The sequence below is a fragment of the Pedobacter suwonensis genome, from assembly GCF_900111825.1.
Lineage (GTDB): Bacteria > Bacteroidota > Bacteroidia > Sphingobacteriales > Sphingobacteriaceae > Pedobacter > Pedobacter suwonensis.
This window is the reverse complement of the sequence record NZ_FOJM01000016.1, coordinates 1-21,079: the sequence shown is the minus strand read 5'-3', so window position 1 is coordinate 21,079 and position 21,079 is coordinate 1. Positions and strand designations below refer to the sequence as shown.

General features: G+C 48.3%; 19 protein-coding genes, 1 tRNA gene and 1 pseudogene. 18 read left to right on the top strand and 3 right to left on the bottom strand.

The features are described from left to right. A complete protein-coding gene (locus BM107_RS19085) occupies positions 1–6,663 on the bottom strand; it encodes an RHS repeat-associated core domain-containing protein (protein ID WP_134204232.1) in 6,663 nt (2,220 codons plus the stop codon). Positions 6,664–6,688: 25 nt separating this feature from the next. After that, positions 6,689–7,153: a T9SS type A sorting domain-containing protein gene (locus BM107_RS19080; protein ID WP_090986277.1), complete on the bottom strand. Its 465-nt coding sequence runs from the start codon at positions 7,151–7,153 to the stop codon at positions 6,689–6,691. A gap of 238 nt (positions 7,154–7,391) precedes the next feature. On the opposite strand from BM107_RS19080, the gene BM107_RS19075 reads away from it, so the two are divergent. From BM107_RS19075 to BM107_RS25345, 17 genes and pseudogenes are all read left to right on the top strand, one after another. Continuing rightward, positions 7,392–7,943, top strand: a complete 552-nt coding sequence (locus BM107_RS19075; protein ID WP_090986275.1) for a hypothetical protein — start codon at positions 7,392–7,394, stop codon at positions 7,941–7,943. Between the two features lie 447 nt (positions 7,944–8,390). Then, positions 8,391–8,897, top strand: coding sequence for a hypothetical protein (locus tag BM107_RS19065; protein ID WP_090986271.1), 507 nt, complete (start codon positions 8,391–8,393; stop codon positions 8,895–8,897). A 142-nt stretch (positions 8,898–9,039) separates the two neighbouring features. Beyond that, a complete protein-coding gene (locus BM107_RS19060; RefSeq protein WP_244278862.1) occupies positions 9,040–9,696 on the top strand; it encodes a TerB family tellurite resistance protein in 657 nt (218 codons plus the stop codon). A gap of 32 nt (positions 9,697–9,728) precedes the next feature. Then, a complete protein-coding gene (gene traJ / locus BM107_RS19055) occupies positions 9,729–10,730 on the top strand; it encodes a conjugative transposon protein TraJ (RefSeq protein WP_244278861.1) in 1,002 nt (333 codons plus the stop codon). A 53-nt stretch (positions 10,731–10,783) separates the two neighbouring features. Continuing rightward, positions 10,784–11,404: a conjugative transposon protein TraK gene (gene traK / locus BM107_RS19050; protein WP_090986265.1), complete on the top strand. Its 621-nt coding sequence runs from the start codon at positions 10,784–10,786 to the stop codon at positions 11,402–11,404. 2 nt (positions 11,405–11,406) lie between these two features. After that, a complete protein-coding gene (locus BM107_RS19045) occupies positions 11,407–11,736 on the top strand; it encodes a hypothetical protein (protein WP_134204234.1) in 330 nt (109 codons plus the stop codon). A gap of 8 nt (positions 11,737–11,744) precedes the next feature. Next, positions 11,745–12,962 (top strand): conjugative transposon protein TraM, encoded by a 1,218-nt coding sequence (gene traM, locus BM107_RS19040; RefSeq protein ID WP_090986261.1) that lies wholly within the window; start codon positions 11,745–11,747, stop codon positions 12,960–12,962. A gap of 28 nt (positions 12,963–12,990) precedes the next feature. Further along, the gene (gene traN, locus BM107_RS19035) at positions 12,991–13,827 is read left to right on the top strand and encodes a conjugative transposon protein TraN (protein ID WP_090986260.1); all 837 of its coding nucleotides are present in this window, start codon (positions 12,991–12,993) and stop codon (positions 13,825–13,827) included. A gap of 39 nt (positions 13,828–13,866) precedes the next feature. Next, positions 13,867–14,346, top strand: a complete 480-nt coding sequence (locus BM107_RS19030) for a hypothetical protein (protein ID WP_090986258.1) — start codon at positions 13,867–13,869, stop codon at positions 14,344–14,346. Positions 14,347–14,389: 43 nt separating this feature from the next. Continuing rightward, entirely contained in the window at positions 14,390–15,181 is a 792-nt protein-coding gene (locus tag BM107_RS19025; protein ID WP_090986257.1) for a hypothetical protein, read from the top strand. 55 nt (positions 15,182–15,236) lie between these two features. Beyond that, positions 15,237–15,503 carry a hypothetical protein gene (locus BM107_RS25395; protein WP_090986255.1) on the top strand — a complete coding sequence of 89 codons (267 nt, stop codon included), beginning with the start codon at positions 15,237–15,239 and terminating at the stop codon, positions 15,501–15,503. A gap of 40 nt (positions 15,504–15,543) precedes the next feature. Further along, a complete protein-coding gene (locus tag BM107_RS19015) occupies positions 15,544–15,834 on the top strand; it encodes a hypothetical protein (protein WP_090986253.1) in 291 nt (96 codons plus the stop codon). Between the two features lie 38 nt (positions 15,835–15,872). Continuing rightward, positions 15,873–16,184 carry a DNA adenine methylase gene (locus BM107_RS24955; protein WP_208864419.1) on the top strand — a complete coding sequence of 104 codons (312 nt, stop codon included), beginning with the start codon at positions 15,873–15,875 and terminating at the stop codon, positions 16,182–16,184. Positions 16,185–16,242: 58 nt separating this feature from the next. Further along, a complete protein-coding gene (locus BM107_RS24950; RefSeq protein WP_208864418.1) occupies positions 16,243–16,707 on the top strand; it encodes a DNA adenine methylase in 465 nt (154 codons plus the stop codon). Between the two features lie 19 nt (positions 16,708–16,726). Continuing rightward, a complete protein-coding gene (locus tag BM107_RS19005; RefSeq protein WP_090986251.1) occupies positions 16,727–17,149 on the top strand; it encodes a hypothetical protein in 423 nt (140 codons plus the stop codon). Between the two features lie 87 nt (positions 17,150–17,236). After that, positions 17,237–17,422 carry a hypothetical protein gene (locus tag BM107_RS19000; RefSeq protein ID WP_090986249.1) on the top strand — a complete coding sequence of 62 codons (186 nt, stop codon included), beginning with the start codon at positions 17,237–17,239 and terminating at the stop codon, positions 17,420–17,422. Beyond that, positions 17,391–18,179, top strand: a pseudogene (locus BM107_RS25345) (recombinase family protein); the annotation flags it as partial. The gene BM107_RS19000 and the pseudogene BM107_RS25345, both read left to right, overlap by 32 nt. Positions 18,180–18,903: 724 nt before the next feature. On the opposite strand, the gene BM107_RS18990 reads toward BM107_RS25345, so the two are convergent. Next, positions 18,904–18,990: transfer RNA gene (locus BM107_RS18990), tRNA-Ser, on the bottom strand. A gap of 415 nt (positions 18,991–19,405) precedes the next feature. Here BM107_RS18990 and BM107_RS18985 point away from each other — a divergent pair. Beyond that, complete coding sequence (locus BM107_RS18985) at positions 19,406–20,932, top strand: IS1182 family transposase (RefSeq protein WP_090978827.1); 1,527 nt, start codon at positions 19,406–19,408, stop codon at positions 20,930–20,932. Positions 20,933–21,079: the final 147 nt, after the last annotated feature.

The window sequence follows — 21,079 nt, the reverse complement described above, 5'->3', positions numbered from 1 at the left end:
TTAAGGGTTTATCCACAATGGAATAATCTGAGCGAATCTTCTCCAGCTAAACGTACGTGGATAATGTCCAACCAAACTACGCGACCCATCTATCCATGTTGAGTAAAGTCCATACGATTTTGCAAATGCCAAAGAGTATGCCGAAGTTGCCCTTTCTGAATATCTGTTCATTATTGACGCAGAAGAGAAGGTATTGTGCCATGCGTGCATCATCTCGTGCTTGATGATCATAACACGATACGGAAGATCCATTGATTTAACGTATGGGGCGATTACAATCCTGGTTCCGACAAGTTTCGAAGCGAAGGTGCCCTCATATCTAGGAATGGTTAAACCTGCTACAGTATGTCCGTTTTTCCCGTATATGACTCCATCATCCCCAACACTGTATTGTGATCCAACATTGGTGTTGTCTGCCCGTGAAAGGGAAGTCTTTAGTTTGGTTTCGATATCCTCAAGACGCATACCGTCCCGGCTTGCAATATTTTGCTGATAGTCAGCTCGAAGGTCGGCTGTGGACGAGTACTGTCCATCTGCCGACTGAATGCTTGAACGAAGCTCATGGTAAGACTCGCCTGAACCACTCCAGAAATCCCGTCCATCTAAGGCTGCATCTACACCTCCTGCAATTCCACCAACAAGGCCTCCACCTATTGCACCCCACGCTCCATTTTTCAAACCAGAACCTAACGCTCTGCCAAACGACTCACCGCCAATGAGCCCATTTCCAAGGCCGCCCGCAAATCCACCTGCAGCTCCTGCTGCTGCACCGACGGTAAATCCTGAAAGAAAACCGGAACCTATTGCGCCAACTGTACCTGCGCCTACAAAACCAGCGCCGAACCCGGTACCGGCCAACGCGGAACTTACGCCAGCTCCAACACCAGCCCCCAATGCTCCCGCAATGGCACCGACGCCAAAATAGCCCAGTCCTTTCCAACTGAATTCAGCTCCGTTCGCGATCCAATTAACAAAACCTCCGATAAAAGCACCAATGATAAGGTGTAAAAATTCACCGTTGGGATCTGTAAACATTAGAGGGTTATTCATCGCATAGGCATAGCGGTTATAGTTCTGGGTATTATAAGGATCTTGTATGAAATTGTCCGGAGATAAAAATCTATGGAGCTTAGGGTCGTACAAACGGCCGTTCATGTTTATCAAGCCTACTCCAAGTAGATGCTCATGCCCGGTATACCCACGGTCTAGTATTAAGAAAGCTGAAAGATTATTGCCCGCCCCGTCCTGTAGTTTCACAATATTGCCCCAAGCGTCAAACTGCCGCTTCTCAACCACCGAACCCTGATCGTCGGTAACCATAACAATACTCCCGAGATAATCCCTATGAAGATAGTATAGCGACTGGATGTTCTGTCCACTTCCATGTATCTCCTTCCATATGGCGGGTGCACTATAGGCATCCCCGGTCAAGTAAAATATAAAACTGGTTTGCCCGGTAATAATATCATTGGTGATTTCCATTCCGCCATCCTCACTATAGTGCCTTCTATATCTCCGAAGCATCTTGTCGCCCTGTTCATCTCCAAAGTACATGTGCGCACGACCCATTGAAGCGTTATATTGAAAACTTATACGCTCCTTTCCCTGCTCGGTAATGTCGACCGGGCTTTTAAACGCATTAAAACTTATCTGCTGCAGCGGGCGATCGTTCTGATAATACGGATTGGCTCCACTATTAAGTAATAATTCACTCTGCCGATATGTGTTACCGTCATAACTGTAACTCCCTAATTGGCTGTTATCTGTTATTCGCCCGCGATCGTCATATTCTTGGGTGTTATTGCCATGGTTATCGTTGAACCCCCTCAGGCGATTTTGAGTATCATAGCTAAAGCTCTCGCTCCAATTAAAAACACTATTGGTTCTGGAGTTCAATAATCCCCTTTGCGCATTAAAACTATAGCCCAAATTCATTAAAGTTACCGGAGTACTTGAAACGTTTTCAAGTAAACTTGTTTGAGGAAGCCCATAGTTATCATACTGTGATGTATTTTTTAACGCTGTTCCCTGCATGGCCTCGGTCATATTCCCCTTTCCGTCAACAGCACTTACTTTCCAGATTATTTGACCTGTTCCCTGTAATGTAGTCTGTAAAAGTTCCCCATTCTGATATTGAAACTCGATGGTTTTATTTGCTGTAATGTTGTTTGCCTTGTTCTTCGCCTCGTAACTTTCAGTACTGGGCCTCCCAAAACTGTCGTAAGTGAAATTTTTGGTAAAACGCGCATGCAGGTTGTCTTCTACAACACTGCTCAACCGCATTTCAGAGTCGTAACTGTACGAATAGTTGGTGTTGTTTCCGTCAGAATTCGTCATAGAAATTCCTATAAGCATTTTTGTCGTTGGGTCGTAGGTGTAGTCGGACTCCATTAGAGTATTATCTCCAGTTAGCTTTTTCTTTAATATTTTACCTTGGGCATCATAGGTAATATCGGTCACGCCTTTTGGTGTTGACTCCTTAATAAGCTGTCCCCAGCCATCATACTGATACTCGTAAATCCCAGCAGACGGGTCAATAAGCTTAGTCTTTCTGCCCCAACCATCCTGTTCCTGGGCTTGGGCAATGCCTGAATAGTCGGACAGTTTAATGTTCCCGTTGGCGTAATATTGATAGTCTATCGTGCCTCCCGGATCTTGAACCCTTACTATCTGCCCCATTGCATTTTTGGTCGTGGTAACGCTCTTCGTTCCATCGTTAACGGTAACATTAACACCACTGTAACTATAGTTGGTTGTTTTTCCGGTAAAGCTAATAGTTTGATTAACCCTGCCATAACCGTCATACGAAGTATAATTCCATTGGTTGGCCGAACCTGACTGTGCCGGCTCACTTTCACGGTAAAGACGCCCGTAGATATCATATTCAATTGCCGTACCAACGTAATTTCCAAAAATAGTTTTAGAGTAGCCGCCAGTCTTCTGACCGAAGACATTGACAAAAGTCGTAACTGAACTACCTTCTTGGTTAACCTCAGTTGTAGTAACTCCTCCTAATAAGCTAGCTGTATACGACCTGGTAGTAGACTTACCTTGAAAATCAGTATTGGAAACAACCCTTCCCCAGGCGTCATATGTAGTTGTAGAAGTCTGCCCATACGGATTAGTCACCGACAGTACGCTGCCGGTGCTGTTATCGTAGGTACTTGTTAATTTCATCCCTTCAATATTTGTAGCGCTAATCCTGAACCTACCCGTAGGGTCATAACTCATGGAAGTGGTCCGCTGCGCTCCACCTGGTTCAGCTGTAATTTTCTGAATGACATTGCCAAACACATCATATTCAAAAAAGTCAGTAATCCACCCTGTGCCATTACCTTTCTTCTTTACTTGCACCGGCAGAAAGCCGCTGTAGGCGTATTGTTCTTCAGTACTAAAACTGTCAGAACTATTATTGTTTGTGATTTTGCTGGTTAAAAGCCTTCCGATGTAATTTGCAGAGGGATTGTTGTCATAGGTCGCCTCTGATATTTTTGATCCGGCCCCATTTAGGTTGAGAGTGCTTTTAGAAAGATTATAATAGCCGTCGTATTCCAGGATGTTACTCAAGAAAGTACCACTAAGCATATCTTTTTCCAACGTTCCCACCGGGACGTTAACAAAAACTTTATTGGCAAGCAGTTGTGAACTGTAAGCCTGATCAGCCCTTTTAATATAATCACTTAGCGTTGCCCCATCGCTGGAGGATGTGGTTGTTAGTGCTAGATATTTTATAGACGGACTTATGTAGGTGGATTTTGATGTAAAACTGCGTATTAATGCCCCCCTTAATTGTGGATCAAAAATATTAGTTTCAAAAATCCTGTTGTTATCATTTTCGTCAATATGCCAGTTACTGCGTGTAAGTTCACCGAATCCCAGGAAACCCAATCCTCCCGCATGGCTAACAGCATTTTTATAATTGAACACTTGGCTTACCTGACCACCATTGTACGTTCGTGTAATTTTGCTTACTGCGTATACACCTTGAAGAATGCTGTGGTCAATGTATGGATAAATTTGGTTGGTACCGCCCTCATAGACCGGCGAAAACTGGTTGCCTTGTGTTCCATTCAATTCGTTATAGGTCAAAGAATAATTTATCCCGTCCTGGGCGATCCCTGTTACTTGTACTTCCCTTCTGAATTCTTTCTGAAATTTAAAAAGCGAAATAGTACCATCGCTTATGAAACCGAATTCTGGCCGATAGTTAATATTATTCGGACTTAAGAATAATGGAATTGGATTGTGTTTTAGGTTTGTGAACTGGCTCATGGAATATGATGATCCGAAGCCAGGAGCTGAGCCAGCAGAGGGCACTCCGAGATTGTGATAGATATTAAGGTTTATAGTGCCCCCGTTCACGCCGTTTTGGGTAACTGTTTCGGCCCTTATTATATCTGTTTTACCGTCGCCATCAACGTCGTTTGCAACCAAATAATACTGACGAAGAACTTCATATCCCGAACCTGCGCCTGGTGACCAATAAGGTGCTGCATTATTAAAAGGCTGAGATTGCTCATGTTTTAAAAATGCCATTCCGGTCGATATAAATGTGGCAAACAGCGAGTTGTTACCGGTAGAGAACATGATATCCATCTTACCGTCCCCGTTGTAATCACCCTGAAGAATAGGTCTATCAAGTGCAATGCGCGAATCATTGGTATACCACAGCAATTCAAGGGCATTGATTGCATTCATTGAGTAGACATACATTGAGCCACTCCGAATATGGAGAATGTCAGTTTTGCCGTCGCCGTTATAATCACCGGTATAAAGCTGTTCGCCATTTATGTAAAATTGGCTCAAAGCTCCGAGGGAAACGACAAAATTGCTCGTGACACGACGGTCCATATTGATAAAATACGCAGACGAGGTAACATAGTTTAATTTTTGATCGCAGTAGTAGTAGCTGGCCCGGTCATCATAAGGGTCATAATAGTATTCCATGCTTTCGCCGGTTACTGTTAATGCCTCGCTCACAGCGATTAAATCCGTTAGCCCGTCTCCATTAAAATCCCCAGAGACAAATTTCATGTTTAAGGGAACGCCGGTATGCTCCTGAAAATCACAATCGGAATAATAATTCGGGCCGACCGGAGTGTTATCCCATACTTTATTATACTGATGGTAAACGGGGGATACCGTTCCAGATGAATACATGTCAAAGAGATATGAATTCGAGCTCGGTTTCTTTACGACCAGCATCCCTTGGCCAGGTATAATCTTTTCATTCCATGTTAGCCAGGTAGCAGGAAAAATATCGGTAAATGCACCTGTGTTAACCTGGGCTCCCCACTGATAATTTGATCCGTTCGGGACCATATCATAAAAAGCGTAAAATTTGGTTTTGTCTGTTTTGTTGTACCATAACAGATCCATGGTTCCGTTGCCTGTAAAATCTGCAGTTACAACTTCGGAATTAGTGGCTGCTATATTTGAAATGCCAAAATTGGAAATCGTACTTGAGGGGATAACCGCGCCTGTTCCACCATAGGTAAAATAAACCGGTTGCAGCATCCTTGTTTCATCTCCGTTATACTCCTGGATAGCTGTTATCCGCTGATAGTTCAGATCGGCTACGGTATTGTAGCTAAGATGATAATTTCTGAACCCGTTTCCGTTAGCAATAACCGAGATCTTGTTCAACAGGCTGGAATTGTAAGATTGTGTACCCCCGCTGTATGACTGTTCTCCGTGACTGCCATAGCCATAATTGAATAATATTTTATTGATACCAGCAGCATTTCCTAAACTGCCGTACTCAATTCGGGAAATGGATAAGGAGTTGTTGCTAAGGTTATAATAATAACTAATCCGAGCCCCAAGAGGATTCTCCGAATAGGTTATAGCCCATGTCATATTGGTTTCAGAAGCACCACCAAGCCCATAAAAGGCTTTAGATCCATCTGGCATAAGAACTTCAAAGTAGTCAGGTCCTATCCCCGATTCTCCCCTGGAAAAAATCCTTATGTTTGAATAGCTTTCGGTTTGATATTCCGCCCCGTCACCTCCGTATGTTCCACTTTTTAAGATTAAGCGCTGACCATCCAACGCAAATCTGTCTTTGGAATCCCAATAGGTGCTTCCAATAAAGCCGTCATGAAACGTAGTTGCAGATATTCTGGTTATCGCAGATAGTCCAGAAAGATTCCATCCAATGCCTAAAGTTCCATTGCCTGCCTGACTGTTGTACACGACAGAAATCTGAGGGACTACTTTACCTAAGCCCGGAGGGAGTGTCAGGGGAATCGAATAAGTCGCAGCCCCCGTAGGTGATACGTCCAGGCCACCGGCCATTCTGCCTGCATCAACACCTGAGCCGGAAGTTGGTGGATTGCCAGGGTCGCCCGGATCTACGGGATCAACAGGATCGATCGGCGGATCTCCGGGGTCTGTAGGGTCTATAGGATCTCCTGGCGGATATTCGACATTTTTTGACGCATTTAAGATCTTGCTGCCCTTGGGTTTTTTCAACTGCAGATTCAAAGTATCCGTTTTAAAAACTGGAGTCTCTCCTTTGTTAAACTTAAGTTCTGTTATTTGTGCAACGGTGGTTTTTGTAGTGTCATTTTTTTTCCTGGTCGTGTCTCCTTTTTGCTGGGCATTGGATGGTTGAAGTCCGAGACTAAATAATATTAGGATCGGTGCGATAAGGATTTTCATGGGATAGCGGTTTAGATATGAGAGGTTAGTGTTTGATAAGCTTAATCGTTTCGGTTTTATCATCAGAGTATCTGCCTAGCAGCAGATACGTACCGGGGGGAAACTCTTGAAACGGGATGCTCGTCTGCCTGTCTGATGGGGCATACGACTTTTTAAATACAGTATTTCCCCCCACACTGTATATATCAATCGTCTTAAGGAAGATTTTTTCGGGAGCGCCCCAGGAAAGATTCAAGAGCTCTTTCAAAGGATTGGGATAAGCCTTCAATCCTCTTTCTGTGGTAAGACCATTGCCGATTTCTTCGTTATTGAACTTAGCAAGGGTTTTCTTATCCGAAGCCATTTGCCTGGCCGATGGACAATTTATACATACCCAGCGACGCTCGGTTTGGTTGCCAGAGGCGTCATAGCTGAAGGCTAGTTTCTGAGCATGCAAATCATGAGAAATCGCTAGCACGATTCCGAGAATAAGAGGAGCGTATCGTTTCATTTTTGAGAGAGTTTATCCTTTATAATCTGATGGTCGAGTTTACCTAAGAATGTAGTCAAAATAAAGTTTTTTACATAAACCCTTCAGTTTATAGGATATCTACAAACGGGAATTTTACACGAATCAGTCTATGATGTAGCGGTATTATTGACATTATGATATGTAAATTAATTATTACGTATATCAAAATTCCGGATACAGTTTCCCGTATTTTATTAACGTATATGAAGTTTATTAAATGCTGTTATCGGTACTGCTGTTCCATACCGGTGCATTCGCCCAGGTATCGGTATTCAACCAAGGACAGACCCTGAAAAAGCGGCTGCTGGAACAATTGGTGGCGCTCAGGGTCTACGAACAATATCTCAGCAAGGGCTACGATATAGCCCGAAACGGCACGGCATCCATTTCAACTATCAAAACAGGGGACCTGGGCCTGCACAGCGCCTATTTCGACAGCCTCTCCCGGGTAAGCTCCCGGGTCAGGACGTACCCTAAAGTAGGTGCCATTGCCCGGATGCAGGGGCAGATGATCCAGGCCCACAACCAGGCGTACAGGTACGCGGCCGCAGAAAAGCAGCTCAGCGATACGGAACTGATGGACTTCAATGCTTCCTACCGACAATTACTGGGCCAGGCCGAAGCCAATATGGAGGAATTGCAGCTGGTGGTTTCCAGCGGCAGGCTTAAAATGACCGACGATGCCCGCCTTTCGGCAATAGACAGGCTATATGCCCAAATGCAGCGCATTTACACCGGCAGCGCATCAATAAACCGGAAAATAGTATAGCTCTCGGACCAGCGGAAGCGGGAACATAAAGACCGGTCCAACCTTAAAAAAATGTACGGCTGGTAGGCAGGGCGCAATTCAAAATTAGTGATAGCAGAAAAAGTGAAAGAGCAATGGTGCAGATCATATCACTGGGGATGGGAGTACAAAGTACGGCCATGTACCTGATGAGTTGTATGGGGCAGCTGCCGCGGGCAGATCATGCCATATTCGTAGGACACGGGCAAAGAAGGCAGGGGTACTTACGCGTACCTTGATTTCCTGCTCGGGTGGAGTGACCGGAACAAGGGCATACCTATTACCGTACTGCGGGAAAAGAACCTTTACCAATCCCTGCTGGAAAAAGGCAAGGGCCAGAACAGGTTTACTTCCATTCCCGCCTTCACGCAGAACAGTGACGGTTCGGTAGGCATGTTGCGCAGGCAATGTACCGCAGAGTATAAGATCATGGTCATCCAGGACCATATCCGCGACGGAATCTACGGTCTGCCCAAGGGGTCCCGCAGGCCCCGGACCGCCTGCTGGCAGGGGATCAGCCTGGATGAAATACAGCGCATGTCGCCACCGCAGAATGCCTGGGAGGTAAAGATCTACCCGTTCCTTGCACAGCGTATCTCGAGCAGAGAAGAAGCCCAAAGGCTTGATTGGGGCAGGCCGATGAGCCGCGAGGATATTGTACGCTGGTACCTGCTGCATGGCCTGCCCGTTCCGCCAAAATCCTCCTGCGTATTCTGTCCCTACCAGAGCGACCGCAGCTGGGCATTGAGAAAAAAGCATGAACCGGAAGATTTTGCAGCAGCCGTTGCGGTAGATGAGTCTATCCGCAACAGCACCCGAGCGGGCATCCATAACCCGGTATACCTCCACCGTTCCTGCCGTCCGCTCGCTGACATTGCCTTCGACGTGTACCAGGACGAAAGCTGGGGCGAATGTACGGGCAACTGCCATGTTTAGGGATATCGGCAGAAGCCCCGGCAGGCAAGGCCAGCCGGGGCGGCCGAAACAAAAATTTATGGGCAACGGACTGCGGCCCTGCCGCTACTCCTTGCTGCCGCCCCATACGGCGGCCTGATCCGGGAAATTGATAAAAAAAATTATGATGATGAGAACGATAAGAAAATACGCCCTTCTGGTGGTGACGGCAATAGGATCCTGCCTTTGGAACATACCTGAAACTTATGCCCAGGAGCAGGAGCTGGAGCAATTGGCGCTCAATATTGAGAAACTGGCCCAGTTCAAGCAGATACTCTCGCAGATGAAAAACGGATACCAGACGCTGAACAACGGCTATTCCACCATCAAAGGACTGTCCGAGGGAAACTTCAACCTGCACGACCTGTTCCTAAAAGGCCTGCTCAAGGTCAATCCGCGGTTGCGCAGCTACAGCCGCGTGGCGGATATTATCCGTAGCCAGGGACAATTGCTCAGCGAGTATCAGTCTGCCTATGCCCGCTTTAAAAAAGGGGGCAGGTTCACCGCAGCTGAGCTCAGCTATATGGGTTCGGTATACAACAACCTGTTTGAAGCCAGCCTGCGCAGCCTCGATGAGCTGAGCCTGGTGCTGACAGACAGCGAACTGCGGATGAGCGACGATGAACGCCTAAAGCAGATCGACCGCATTGATGCAGAAACGAAGCAAAGGCTGTCCTTTCTGCGGGTATTTAACCGCAAGGCAGCTGATGCCGATGCCTTACGGCAGCGCACGCAGCAGGATGCGGCAAATGGCAGGATACTATCCGGGCAGCGTCACTAGACAATTAAAGATTTACTTAAAAAATGTGCAGTATGAAAAAGAGTGTACGCAGAACAATGATGCTGGCAGCAATCTGCCTGGCATTGCCGCTGCTGTCCCAGGCCCAGGGCTTCGGGGACAATATCAGCGGATTGAACGGAGAGCTCGAAAAGCTCTTCAACCAATTTTTGCCCAAATGTTCGCTGATGATGGACGTGGGCCGTGCCATCGGTGGCTTTGCCGCTTTATGGTTTGTGGCAGTCAGGGTATGGAAACACCTCGCCCGTGCCGAGGCTATCGACTTTTACCCGCTGCTGAGACCATTTGCCATCGGGCTCGCCATCCTGCTGTTCCCGGCGCTGGTCAACCTGATGAACGGGGTGCTTTCCCCGGTTGTATCGGCTACCCGCGATCTCTCCAAAAACAGCGGGCAGGCCATAGCCTGGCAACTGGATCAGGAAGAGAAGGCCGCCACACAGGCCCCGCCGCCAGGTATCTACAACAACGGGCAGGGGCAGCAATGGGAACAGTATAGCCAGCCGGAGGGGGCAAATGCCGACCAGGCGGATATGGGCAGCATTTTCAGCTACTTCAGCTTTAAGAGCATGGCCAAAAACTTTGTCCGCGTAGTGGTGCAGGTACTCTACCAGGCAGCCGCGCTATGCATCAACACCGTCAGGACCTTTTACCTGATCATACTGGTACTGCTCGGTCCGCTGGTGCTCGGCCTGTCCGTGTTCGACGGCTTTGGGCACAGCCTTTCCAATTGGTTTGCCCGTTACGTGAACGTTTATATGTGGCTGCCGGTGGCCAACATCTTCGGTGCCATCATCAGCACCTTGCTGGAGAATATGCTGACCCTGGATAACAACTTTTTCGCCAGTACGACCTATATCATCTTTATGATCATGGGCATCGTCGGCTACTTTACCGTGCCTACGGTGGCGGGGTATATCATCCAGCCCGGTGGTGCCGATGCCCTCACCCAAAAGGTAAGTTCCGCTCCCGGCCAGATTGCCCAGGGAGCCGCTACAGTAGCCAAAGTACTGATCTGATCTTTTAACGAATAAAAAAAGACTGCCCCGCAAACGGGCAGAGAGGCAAAACTATGTTCCGCCAATTAAACAACATCGAAACCGCTTTTAAGCACGTGCGCCTATTCAGTTTTGTGCTGATCGGTGCCTGCATGGCCATCTGCTGCTTTGTGGTGTACGAAAGTTACCGCATGGTCAGCAAAACCGGCGAGCGCATCTACCTGCTCAGCAGTGGAAAGGCCCTGTCGGCTTTAGCTACCGACCGCAGGGACAACATCGAGGTAGAGGCCCGCGACCATATCCGCAGCTTCCATTATTTTTTCTTTACCCTCGACCCCGATGACAAGGTGATCGAAAACAACCTCAAACAGGCGCTTTACCTGGCAGACAACACCGCTGCACGGCAGTATGAAGACCTGAAGGAAAACGGCTACTATAACTCGGTTATTTCGGGCAATATCAGCCAGCAGCTCGCTATGGACAGCATCCGGCTGGATATGTCTTCGTACCCGTACTATTTCCGCTATTACGGTACACAGCGTATCATCAGGCCCACTGCCATCCTGACCCGCAGCCTGCTTACCGAGGGCTACCTGCGCAACGTCTCCCGGTCCGATAACAATGCCCACGGCTTCCTGATCGAACGCTGGCGCATTCTGGAAAACAATGATAAGGACATCCAAAAACGACAATGACCATGAAACGAACAGTCCCGCTATCATCCCCTCCGCTGCGCCACCGGGCAGGCAGGCTCCTGGCAGCGCTCCGCTCCCGTTTAAGGGAAAAGGCCGTAAAAGCCCTCCAAAAACTGGAAGCCCGCATGAGCCTGGGCCAGAAAAAAGTCGCGCTGATACTGTTATGCGCACTGGCCGGTGGCTACTGCTCTTATTTGCTGCTGAGGGCTGCCGGGGCAGGACCTCCCGCCGCAGCCACTTTTATCCTGCCGCCGAACCATGACATGCCAGGCCTTCCCATGCCGCCGGTCAGCGACAGTACCCAACATTATTTAAAAACGACAAAAAAATAAAGACGACTATGAACAGTACAACAGAAAACAACGACAAAAGGCGCAGGTTCCTGCTGATCCTGCCCTTATTGGCAATCCCTTTCATTACGCTCGCTTTCTGGGCGCTGGGTGGCGGAAAAGGAATCACGCAAACGACCGAAGGGCAAAAGCAGGGTATGAATACCTCCCTTCCCGCCCCGCAGCTTTCGGCTGATCCGCTCGATAAGATGAGCCTGTATAACCAGTCCCCGTCCGATAGTACGAACCTGGATGCAGGTATGGTTATGGACAGCCTGCCGTTGCCGCAAGACAGCAGTACAGGTTTGACCGGTACGGCACCGGGTAGTTTGCCCGGCTATCCCTATAGCCCAGCTTATGGCAATGATCCCAATGAAGCCCGGATACGTGCCCGCCTGGAACAGCTCCAGCAACTGGTCCGCCAGCCGCAGCCCCAGTCCGGTACGGATTACGTGTATTCGGATAGCGAAGCGCTCAGGGAACGCCTCCAGTCCTTACAGGAAGGGTCAGCCCCTGAAAACGCCGACCCTCAGATGGCTCAGCTGAACGAAATGCTTGAAAAGATCCGCAGCATACAAAATCCAGGGCTGGTCCGAGAGGAACTACGCCAGAAATCCCTGAAGAACCGCGGCCGCGTTTATCCGGTGTCCGAACCTGCTGAAGACCTTTCGGCAGCTATCATGCCCAATTCCGCTCAAAAGACATCGGGTTTTTATGGTTTGGATGAAAGTAATGCACCGGCGGATACCGGTATCACCGATGCCATTTCCGCCAGGACCGAACAGACGCAGGTGCTTACGGCGGGTGCTACACTCAAACTCAGACTCAATGAAGCGGTACTGGTCAGTGGCGCGCTGGTGCCGCAGGGAAGCTTTGTTTTTGGCAAGTGCAGCATCGACGGCGAACGCCTTAAGGCGGATATCACCGCCATCCGTACGGTAAACAAGCTGATCCCGGTAAACCTCTCGGTTTATGACCTTGATGGTATCGAGGGCATCCGTATCCCGGGCACCATCAGCCGGGAGGCCTCCAAAGATGGTGCGGACCGTGCGCTGCAAAGTGTACAGCTCATGAGCCTTGACCCATCCATCGGGGCCCAGGCAGCTTCTGCGGGCGTTGAGGCTGCCAAGGGGCTATTCAGTAAAAAGGTAAAGCTACTGCGCGTGACCGTCAAAGCAGGCTATCCTGTGCTGCTGCTGGACGGAAAGGCAAAACAGGAAAACAATTGATCCGATAACAAAACTAAAAAAGTCAAAAATGATGATGAAAAATTTGATCTTAAGCCTGGCAGTGCTGCTTGGCACCTGCCGTGCAAATGCCCAACAGAATGGGCCACTAAAGGCAGATACGGTACGGTCCGCGACTTTGCTGGAACTAAGCACGAACAAAACCTCCCTGTTGATCTTTCCCGCTTCAGTGCGTGCCGCTGACCGTGGCGACAGCTATGTCATGGCGGAAAAGGTAAAGGGCGTGGAGAATATGCTCAAGGTAAAAGCAGGGCAGCAGAATTTTGCGCCCAGCAACCTGCACGTGATCACCTCTGACGGAAACGTCTATGATTTTACGGTCGTCTACAGCGACACGCCGCAAAACCAGACCATTGACCTGCGCAGCACGGCACCGTTCGGAGTGGCCGTATTTAAGGGTGTCAGCCTGAACAGTACGCAGCTATCCGCTTACGGCGAAAAGGTGTCCGCCAGCGATCCGTTCGTTAAAGGTGTCCATGAGCGCCATTACAGGCTCTTGTTTACCCTTGAAGGCCTGTTCATCAAGGATGATGTGCTGTTTGTGCGCTACCGGTTAAAGAATTTTAGCCATATACCGTATGATGAAGGTTCGCTGCGTTTTTTTGTACGCGACCGCAAAAAGGCAAAACGTACCTCCGAACAGGATAACGAATTACAGGCCTTGCAGGTAACCCGCCAGGGTAGTCCCGAGAGTGACCGTGGCCAGGTCATTATCGCGGCCTTCGCCCGGTTTACCATAGCGGACAGCAAAAGGCTGGTAACAGAACTGATGGAGCGGGGCGGCGACCGCAACCTGTCGCTGAAACTGTCCGGCGAAAAGCTGCTGCAGGCAAGGCCGCTGCGCTAGAGGACAGCCACCCGGCCTATCTCATAATTAAAATTCACTATGGAAAAAGCATTTGAAAAGGAAACGCTGATGGGAGCGCTTTCAAACTGGAGCCGGCAGGAACACCAATTCCGGGAACTGTTTTCGGACGGAGCGTTACGCGACCGCAGTTTTCAGCGCATGAAGCTGGATGAGTACGACCGCCTCTACTATAAATTCCAGGGAAAGGCGCTCCCGGTAGACGAGCGTGCGATGATGCTGATGCTTCGCTATGAACGTACCCGTATCAGGCGGCAGCTATACCCGGGCCTGTTGCGGCGAACGGTACACCGTATTGCGGCGGCAGTCAAGGCTGCCATTGCCCGCAGGCGTGAGCAAAGAGCAGCGCAGTTTGACCCGCCGGACTTTCGCTGGCCGGAACTGCATCGGCCTCAACCGCGGAACGATCCCGGGCAAAGACACAGCAAAAGAAATATTCCCACCCTGCGGCACAGGCCACCGCGCCCCCAAAAGAACAAAAGCCACGGCATGAAACCCTGAGAACAGTCCGTAGGCCAATGCTAATATTTTAAAAGCAACGATCATGAACATTGAAAATTTTGAACACCTCAAAGAACAGCTCTGGAAAAAGGGCTTTGGAGAAAGCCTGAACGGGCAACTGGAGGCAGAACTGAACTCCGGTAAACCGGAGTTTACGCTGGAACATTCGGTAAAGGTCAAAGACGATGAAGTCGCTTACCGACTTCATTTCAGAAGGGATAACGATCCGCAAAAGGACAAGGTGTACTTCAACTCCTACGATGCCATGCTGTTCAAGAGCGACCAGCTGAGGGAAGGTGAAGTTCGCCAGCACAACTTTCCGGCAGAAAAGCGTATCAGCGCGGCAGAAGCTTACCGTATGCTCAAATTCGGTGATCTCGTGTCGGTAAACAAGAACCTGTACAACAAGGAAGGCCAACTGTACAATACCTGGCTGACGCTGGACATCAAAGGTCCCAAAGACGAATATGGCAACTACCCGGTAAACAGCTACCACGAAAACTACTATAAGAAGCATCCCTTCGATCTTGGGGAGGTACTGAAGTCAGTGGCGATCCCGGTCAAAGAACTGGAGAGCATCTCCGGCAGGGAGGATATTGCATTGTCGCTGCGCAAGGCCCACCTGGTTCCGGTAACCATCATGCACAACAGCGCAGAGCAGAAAGGTTTTCTCTCTGTAGATCCAAAAGCAGGAAGCGTGACGGTGCTTGACCAGAAAATGCAACATTTGGATGTGGAGGCGCCCTCTAAGGCCCAGCAAGAGGCTCGCGCCAAAGAACAGCAGCAGGAAAAGCAGGAGGACGAAAAAAAAAGACCGCCCCGCAGCAGAGGGTGAACTGGAGCAGCCCGCCCAGTAAGAAACGCGGACAGACCCCTTAACCATCATTTCCATGAAAACGGATAAGTATGACAAATATGCCCTTGCGGCTCGGGAGGGCACTATTCCCGACAGTGAAAATCCGCTCTTTGTTTTCTCGATGACCTCCACCAAACTGCTGGTCATGGCGGTACACAAACAGATCGACCTGATGGAACTGGCTCGTATGGAGCTGGCAGCCCGGGGACTGAACAAGAAGGGCGAATGGGTGGGAATGCGGGAGGCAAGTGAACAACTAAAAAAAAGCATGACCAAAAAGCCAAAAGGTCCAAGACTTTGAACCATATCGTTGAAAGAGAAATAAAAAAGGAAGAACTATTATGACACCTGAACTGATCCAAAAATACCGGCAGGCTGCGAAGGATGGCAGCCTGCCGGAAGATGAGAACCCGCTGCTGCTGTTTGCACAGACCGGCACCAACCTGTTGGTACGGCTGCTGGACAAGGACGTGAACCTGGTAACGCTCATCAGGCTTACCCTGCTTGAACGCGGGGTCAACGAAAAGGGCAAATGGATAGGATTTGAAAAGGCGAAGCAACTAAGGGACAACCTGCTGGCATCCCGTAAAAAGATAACGCCTTCGAATCCGCCCAAGTCTCCGCAGCCCTGAAAAATATCTTTGAACCCGAGCAAAAGACGAAGTGAAGTATGGAAAATAAAAAGATGAAAACGCCATTGACCTATTACGGTGGCAAGCAGACCCTTGCCCCGCTTATTGCCTCGCTCATACCGGAACACGTATTGTACGGCGAACCTTTTACCGGGGGCGGGGCAGTATTCTTTCACAAGCCGCCCTCGGTCTGCGAGGTGATCAATGATACCAACGGAGAACTGGTTAACTTTTACCAGGTCATCAAAGAGCAGTTCCTGCCCTTGCAACGGATGATCAAACGTACCCTGCACTGCCGCAATGCTTACCGGCAGGCCGAAGTGGTTTACCATAACCCCCGACCTTTTTGACCCCGTCCGAAGGGCCTGGGCCGTTTGGGTAATCTGCTCCCAGGGATTTGCCTCCAAGATGGATGGCCCGTTCGGATTTGACAAAACAAACAACACTACCTCCAAACGCATTGCCGGCAAAAGGGACAATTTTACCGAGGCCTATGAAAAACGGCTGGAAAAGGTCCAGATCGAATGCGCGGATGCGCTGTATATTATTGAGAGCCGCGATCACGAGGAAGCGTTTTTCTACTGTGACCCGCCCTATGTGGGCAGCAACTGCGGACACTATAAAGGATATACGCAGGCCGATTACGAGGCATTGCTGCGCCTTTTAAGCCGTATAAAAGGCAGGTTCCTGCTCTCTTCCTATCCATCTGCCATGCTGGACGATTTCATCAGCAAATACGGCTGGTGTACGGCACGAAAGGAAATGACCGTGACGGTGAACATCAAGAATGGCAATCCAAAACGGAAGATAGAGGTGCTTACGGCAAACTATCCATTTTCAATAGAGGCAAAAGACTGGCAGGAAGCACAGTAAGCAGATATCGCAAAAGAACATGAAAAATAAGAACAGAAACTACCCCGGCAAGGGTAGAGTGGTCATGGTGCATCCGCACCTGACAACCGATCCGGTGGCCAGGCAGGGATATGTCGGCCATGTTACCAGGCAAAAGGATGCCGATACCGTTGTGGTCACATTCGATGATGGCACAAGCGGAATGTACCAGGCCGACGCGCTATTGACTTTAAGGCCCAAACAGGAAATCCTCGACGGATTATTGTCCGCTATACGGGCAAAACATACGGATGAGGCCTTGATGCAGCAATTGTACCAATTGGTCATACGCAACCGCTATAAACAGGCATTGCCACTTGCATTTGAAAGCGAAGCCACCGGCTCAATTTGCCTTGTTGCATTTGACCGCTGGCAGCAATTAGCGCAGCACACCCAAAAGGCCCGTTCCCTGAAGCCCAAATAGGCGGAGAGCGGGTGAAAATATGGCTTAAAAGCCGATCTGAACAAGAAAGCCCGGCAACTGGCTTTTTTAATTAAAAAAAGATGTGTGATGGAAAGATTAGTAGAGGAAGAAAGCACAGCAGACATAAATGCTGAAATCACTGCAAATGAAGCAAATAAGAGACAATCTCTGTCCGAGAGCGGAAAGAAATTAGTATCTTTAATAGTCAAAATTATTATCAACGCAACCTTAAAAGAATGTCATGAAGAAAGCGATAAGATACCTGAGGTTTAGCGACAAGCACCAGAGCAACGGTTCTATTGAGCGGCAGGAACTATATACCGACCAATGGGCAAAAAACAATCAGGTGCAGCTGGTGGATACTTTTATTGACCGCGGCAAAAGCGCAAGGACATTTGATCGTCCCGACTTTAAGAAACTGGAGGCATTTATCCGTAAGCACTACCGCTCGGTGGATTACCTGCTTGTGGACCAGCTTGACCGTTTCAGCCGCGATGCGGGCGAGGCCATCAAAATGGTAAAGAAACTTCAGATGGAGTTCAGTATCCAGATCGTCAGCGTTACCGAGGGCATTACCTACGACTATTCTACCCCGGGCAGCTTCTTCCGTACAGGACTTCAGCTATTGCTTGCCGAAGAGGACAATATCAACCGGAGTATCAAAGTAAGGGGAGGTCTTTATACGGCCAAGGCCAAAGAAGGCCGTTATGTGTATAAGAACCCTCCCTATGGGTATTACAAGGATGGGGTTGGCAAAGAGCGGCATTTGGTGATCAACGAGCGGGAAGCAGAGATTGTTCGTTATATATACGATGCCTATCTGAACAACGTGCCGATATATATCATATTTGACAAAGCAAGGGAGATGGGGTTCAGCAGAAACGGCAATGAGGCCATACAGCGGGTGTTGTCAAATCCGGTATATGCGGGAATGCAATATGTAGAGCCATTCAAAGACTATCCCGGCGGTCTGTTCAAGGCACTCCACCAACCGATCATTGATTATGTAACGTGGCAGAACGTGCAGTTTAAAATGAAAAAAGTGGATAAACCTAAAGTTACCGTTATCGATGAATTACCGTTGTGCGGCGTACTAAAATGCCATTGCGGCAAACTTCTGACCGGCGCTCCATCCAGGGGGCGTTGGGGCGGATACTACTATTATTATAAGTGCAACAAGACCACACACCTTAACCTCAGTGCAAAAAAGGCACACCAGCAGCTCGAGGAGATATTCGACCTGATGAGCCTGCCCGAAAACATCATCAGGGCAATCAAAGACGAAAGTGATACCGCCGTCAACCTACGCATCAAAAACAATAAAAGCCTGCTTGCCGAAAAACAGAGGGAACTGGCCTGCGAAGAAAAGAAACTACTATCCATCGAGGAAAAATGGATCACCAATACAATCAATCATGAAACCTACCAAAAGTGGTATAATATTATCACCAATAATATGCTTAGCCTCAATGCCGCAATCGGCAGGCTAAACCAGAATCAGGATAAGGTATATACCAAATTGTACGAAAACCTCGAACGGCTTACCAACCTCGGGTATATCTACAGACATGCCGAAACACTCGACAAACAGGAGCTTGTTCGCTTGGGGTTCGATAACAATCTCTACTATCAAAACGGGCTGTATCGAACCCCGACAATGATAGAAGAATTATCACATAATTACCTGATAATGAAAGAAAAAGGATTGCTTATATACGAAAAAAAGCGGGGGAATTGTAAAATTCCCCGCTCAGCGGAGAGAGAGGGATTCGAACCCTCGATACCGTTGCCAGTATACAAACTTTCCAGGCTTGCTCTTTCGACCACTCAGACACCTCTCCGTATTGGACTGCAAAAGTAATTTTTTTATTCATATCTCCATAAAAATTAATGACAAGAAATTCGGTCTGATGAATTTATTCTTTTGTTAAGTTATATCCCGTTTAACCGCTTGTTTTTTTTAAAGCTGAAGTCGTATAAAACACATTGCAAATATTTCTCCACTGCGGTCGAAACGACGGTTCGCAAAAAAGACGGCTAGACTCCTTTAACGGACTTAAGCCGGACTTAAGCCGGGGTTTCGTCGGACTTATGACAATTCTACCCGACTAAAATCTAAATTAAATCCGTAGTATATCTTTTGATAAGGATAAGCGATTAGCCTGATGTTTTAAAAGATCAGGCATAAAAAAAGAGGCTGTCTCAAAAGTGAGGCGGCCTCTTTTATTTTAGGATGATTTTGGTTATCTTAAAGGCATGGGAGGCAAAGTAGTCTTTAAGGAATATGATCCTGACCAGTTAACTTTTTTACCTTACAAACTGGAAGAATTGGTACCGTCAGCTCATCCGGTACGGATCGTTAAACAAGTGGTAGATGCGGTAGATGTTAAACCGATCAACCGCAAGTATAAAGGCGGAGGCGCGTCAAGCTTTCATCCGCGGTTAATGCTGAAGTTGGTGGTCTATGGTTATCTGACCAATACTTATTCTTCACGTAAACTGGAAGAACAAGCAGCGCAGAATGTACATTTCATGTGGCTTTTGGGCATGAAGAAGCCCGACCATAATACGATCAACCGCTTCCGCAGTGAAAAGCTATCAGGTATTTTAAAGCAGATTTTCTCCCAGATCGTTTTGTTATTACAGCAGGAAGGTATCGTATCGCTGAAAGAAGCGGTATTTACTGATGGTACCAAGATCGAGTCAGCGTCGAACAGGTACACCTTTGTATGGGGCAAAAGCATTAAGAAAAGCAGGGAGAAGATGAAAGCCCAGCTTGATGAGCTGTGGGGTTATGCGCAAAGCATTGCCGCAGAAGAACTGAAGGATACCGCACCGCTGGGATACAGCGAGATCAACCCGGAAAAAGTAAAGGAAACCATCGCAAAGATCAATGCGGCCTTAGAAGACAAGGAAGACGTTGACAAGAAGGTAAAGCAAAAGCTGAACTACGCGAAGAAGCACTGGCCGGAGAATTTGACCAGGTACAATGAACAGGAGAAGTTACTGGCAGGACGTAACAGTATGTCCAAGACCGACCCGGATGCCACTTTCATGCGGATGAAAGAAGACCATATGCTGAACGGTCAGCTTAAACCGGCTTATAACCTGCAGATCTCCACCCAGGAGCAGTTCATTCTCAATTATTCACTTCACCAAACCTCAACAGATTATGGAACCCTGCCGTCACACATTGCCGAATATGAAGCCCTGTACAATGAAAAACCGAAAGCCGTAGTTGCCGATGCCGGTTATGGCTCGGATGAGAACTATGGAATATTGCAACAAAAAGGCATAGAGGCTTACATCAAGTATAACACCTTTGATAAAGAGCAGAAAGAAGGTACCAAGGCCTTCAGTAATGACAGTTTGTACTACAATGAACAGGAGAACTACCTGGTTTGCCCGATGGGTCAGCGCATGCAGCACATCGGTGATGGTCACAGGGCCACTTCATCAGGGTTTGTGCAACTGACCAGCCGTTACCGGGCGCAGAACTGTAAAGGTTGTCCGATGCGGGGTGTTTGCCATGACGGGCAGGGTAACCGCATCGTCGAGATTAATCATAGCCTGCGCTTACACAAGCAGGCGGCCAAAGAAAGGTTAAATACAGAACAAGGCATCAAATACCGAAAGCGAAGAGCCGCTGATGTAGAACCGGTGTTCGCAAACCTGAAGCATAATCATGGCTTCAGGCGCTTTCTGCTGAAAGGAATATCCAAAACCGAGGTCGAAATAGGTTTGCTGTCCATCGCACACAACCTCAGAAAGTGGAAAGCCTGAGAAAAAAGGCTTTTTATCCCCAAAAAACAAGCGCCAAACAAGAACGCATCTCCAAATTAAGTCATTACGGTCCGGCTTGACTAATGGCCTATCTTAATCCCCTAAAACAAAAAACCGCCCCATAATTGACTTATGAGACGGCTTCTT

What these genes read in the sequence shown, in the direction of transcription:
- BM107_RS19085 (WP_134204232.1), bottom strand. Translation starts at nt 6,663, where the DNA reads ATGAAAATCCTTATCGCACCGATCCTAATATTATTTAGTCTCGGACTT.
- BM107_RS19080 (WP_090986277.1), bottom strand. Translation starts at nt 7,153, where the DNA reads ATGAAACGATACGCTCCTCTTATTCTCGGAATCGTGCTAGCGATTTCT.
- BM107_RS19075 (WP_090986275.1), top strand. Translation starts at nt 7,392, where the DNA reads ATGCTGTTATCGGTACTGCTGTTCCATACCGGTGCATTCGCCCAGGTA.
- BM107_RS19065 (WP_090986271.1), top strand. Translation starts at nt 8,391, where the DNA reads ATGGTCATCCAGGACCATATCCGCGACGGAATCTACGGTCTGCCCAAG.
- BM107_RS19060 (WP_244278862.1), top strand. Translation starts at nt 9,040, where the DNA reads ATGATGATGAGAACGATAAGAAAATACGCCCTTCTGGTGGTGACGGCA.
- traJ (WP_244278861.1), top strand. Translation starts at nt 9,729, where the DNA reads ATGAAAAAGAGTGTACGCAGAACAATGATGCTGGCAGCAATCTGCCTG.
- traK (WP_090986265.1), top strand. Translation starts at nt 10,784, where the DNA reads ATGTTCCGCCAATTAAACAACATCGAAACCGCTTTTAAGCACGTGCGC.
- BM107_RS19045 (WP_134204234.1), top strand. Translation starts at nt 11,407, where the DNA reads ATGAAACGAACAGTCCCGCTATCATCCCCTCCGCTGCGCCACCGGGCA.
- traM (WP_090986261.1), top strand. Translation starts at nt 11,745, where the DNA reads ATGAACAGTACAACAGAAAACAACGACAAAAGGCGCAGGTTCCTGCTG.
- traN (WP_090986260.1), top strand. Translation starts at nt 12,991, where the DNA reads ATGATGATGAAAAATTTGATCTTAAGCCTGGCAGTGCTGCTTGGCACC.
- BM107_RS19030 (WP_090986258.1), top strand. Translation starts at nt 13,867, where the DNA reads ATGGAAAAAGCATTTGAAAAGGAAACGCTGATGGGAGCGCTTTCAAAC.
- BM107_RS19025 (WP_090986257.1), top strand. Translation starts at nt 14,390, where the DNA reads ATGAACATTGAAAATTTTGAACACCTCAAAGAACAGCTCTGGAAAAAG.
- BM107_RS25395 (WP_090986255.1), top strand. Translation starts at nt 15,237, where the DNA reads ATGAAAACGGATAAGTATGACAAATATGCCCTTGCGGCTCGGGAGGGC.
- BM107_RS19015 (WP_090986253.1), top strand. Translation starts at nt 15,544, where the DNA reads ATGACACCTGAACTGATCCAAAAATACCGGCAGGCTGCGAAGGATGGC.
- BM107_RS24955 (WP_208864419.1), top strand. Translation starts at nt 15,873, where the DNA reads ATGGAAAATAAAAAGATGAAAACGCCATTGACCTATTACGGTGGCAAG.
- BM107_RS24950 (WP_208864418.1), top strand. Translation starts at nt 16,243, where the DNA reads ATGGATGGCCCGTTCGGATTTGACAAAACAAACAACACTACCTCCAAA.
- BM107_RS19005 (WP_090986251.1), top strand. Translation starts at nt 16,727, where the DNA reads ATGAAAAATAAGAACAGAAACTACCCCGGCAAGGGTAGAGTGGTCATG.
- BM107_RS19000 (WP_090986249.1), top strand. Translation starts at nt 17,237, where the DNA reads ATGGAAAGATTAGTAGAGGAAGAAAGCACAGCAGACATAAATGCTGAA.
- BM107_RS18985 (WP_090978827.1), top strand. Translation starts at nt 19,406, where the DNA reads ATGGGAGGCAAAGTAGTCTTTAAGGAATATGATCCTGACCAGTTAACT.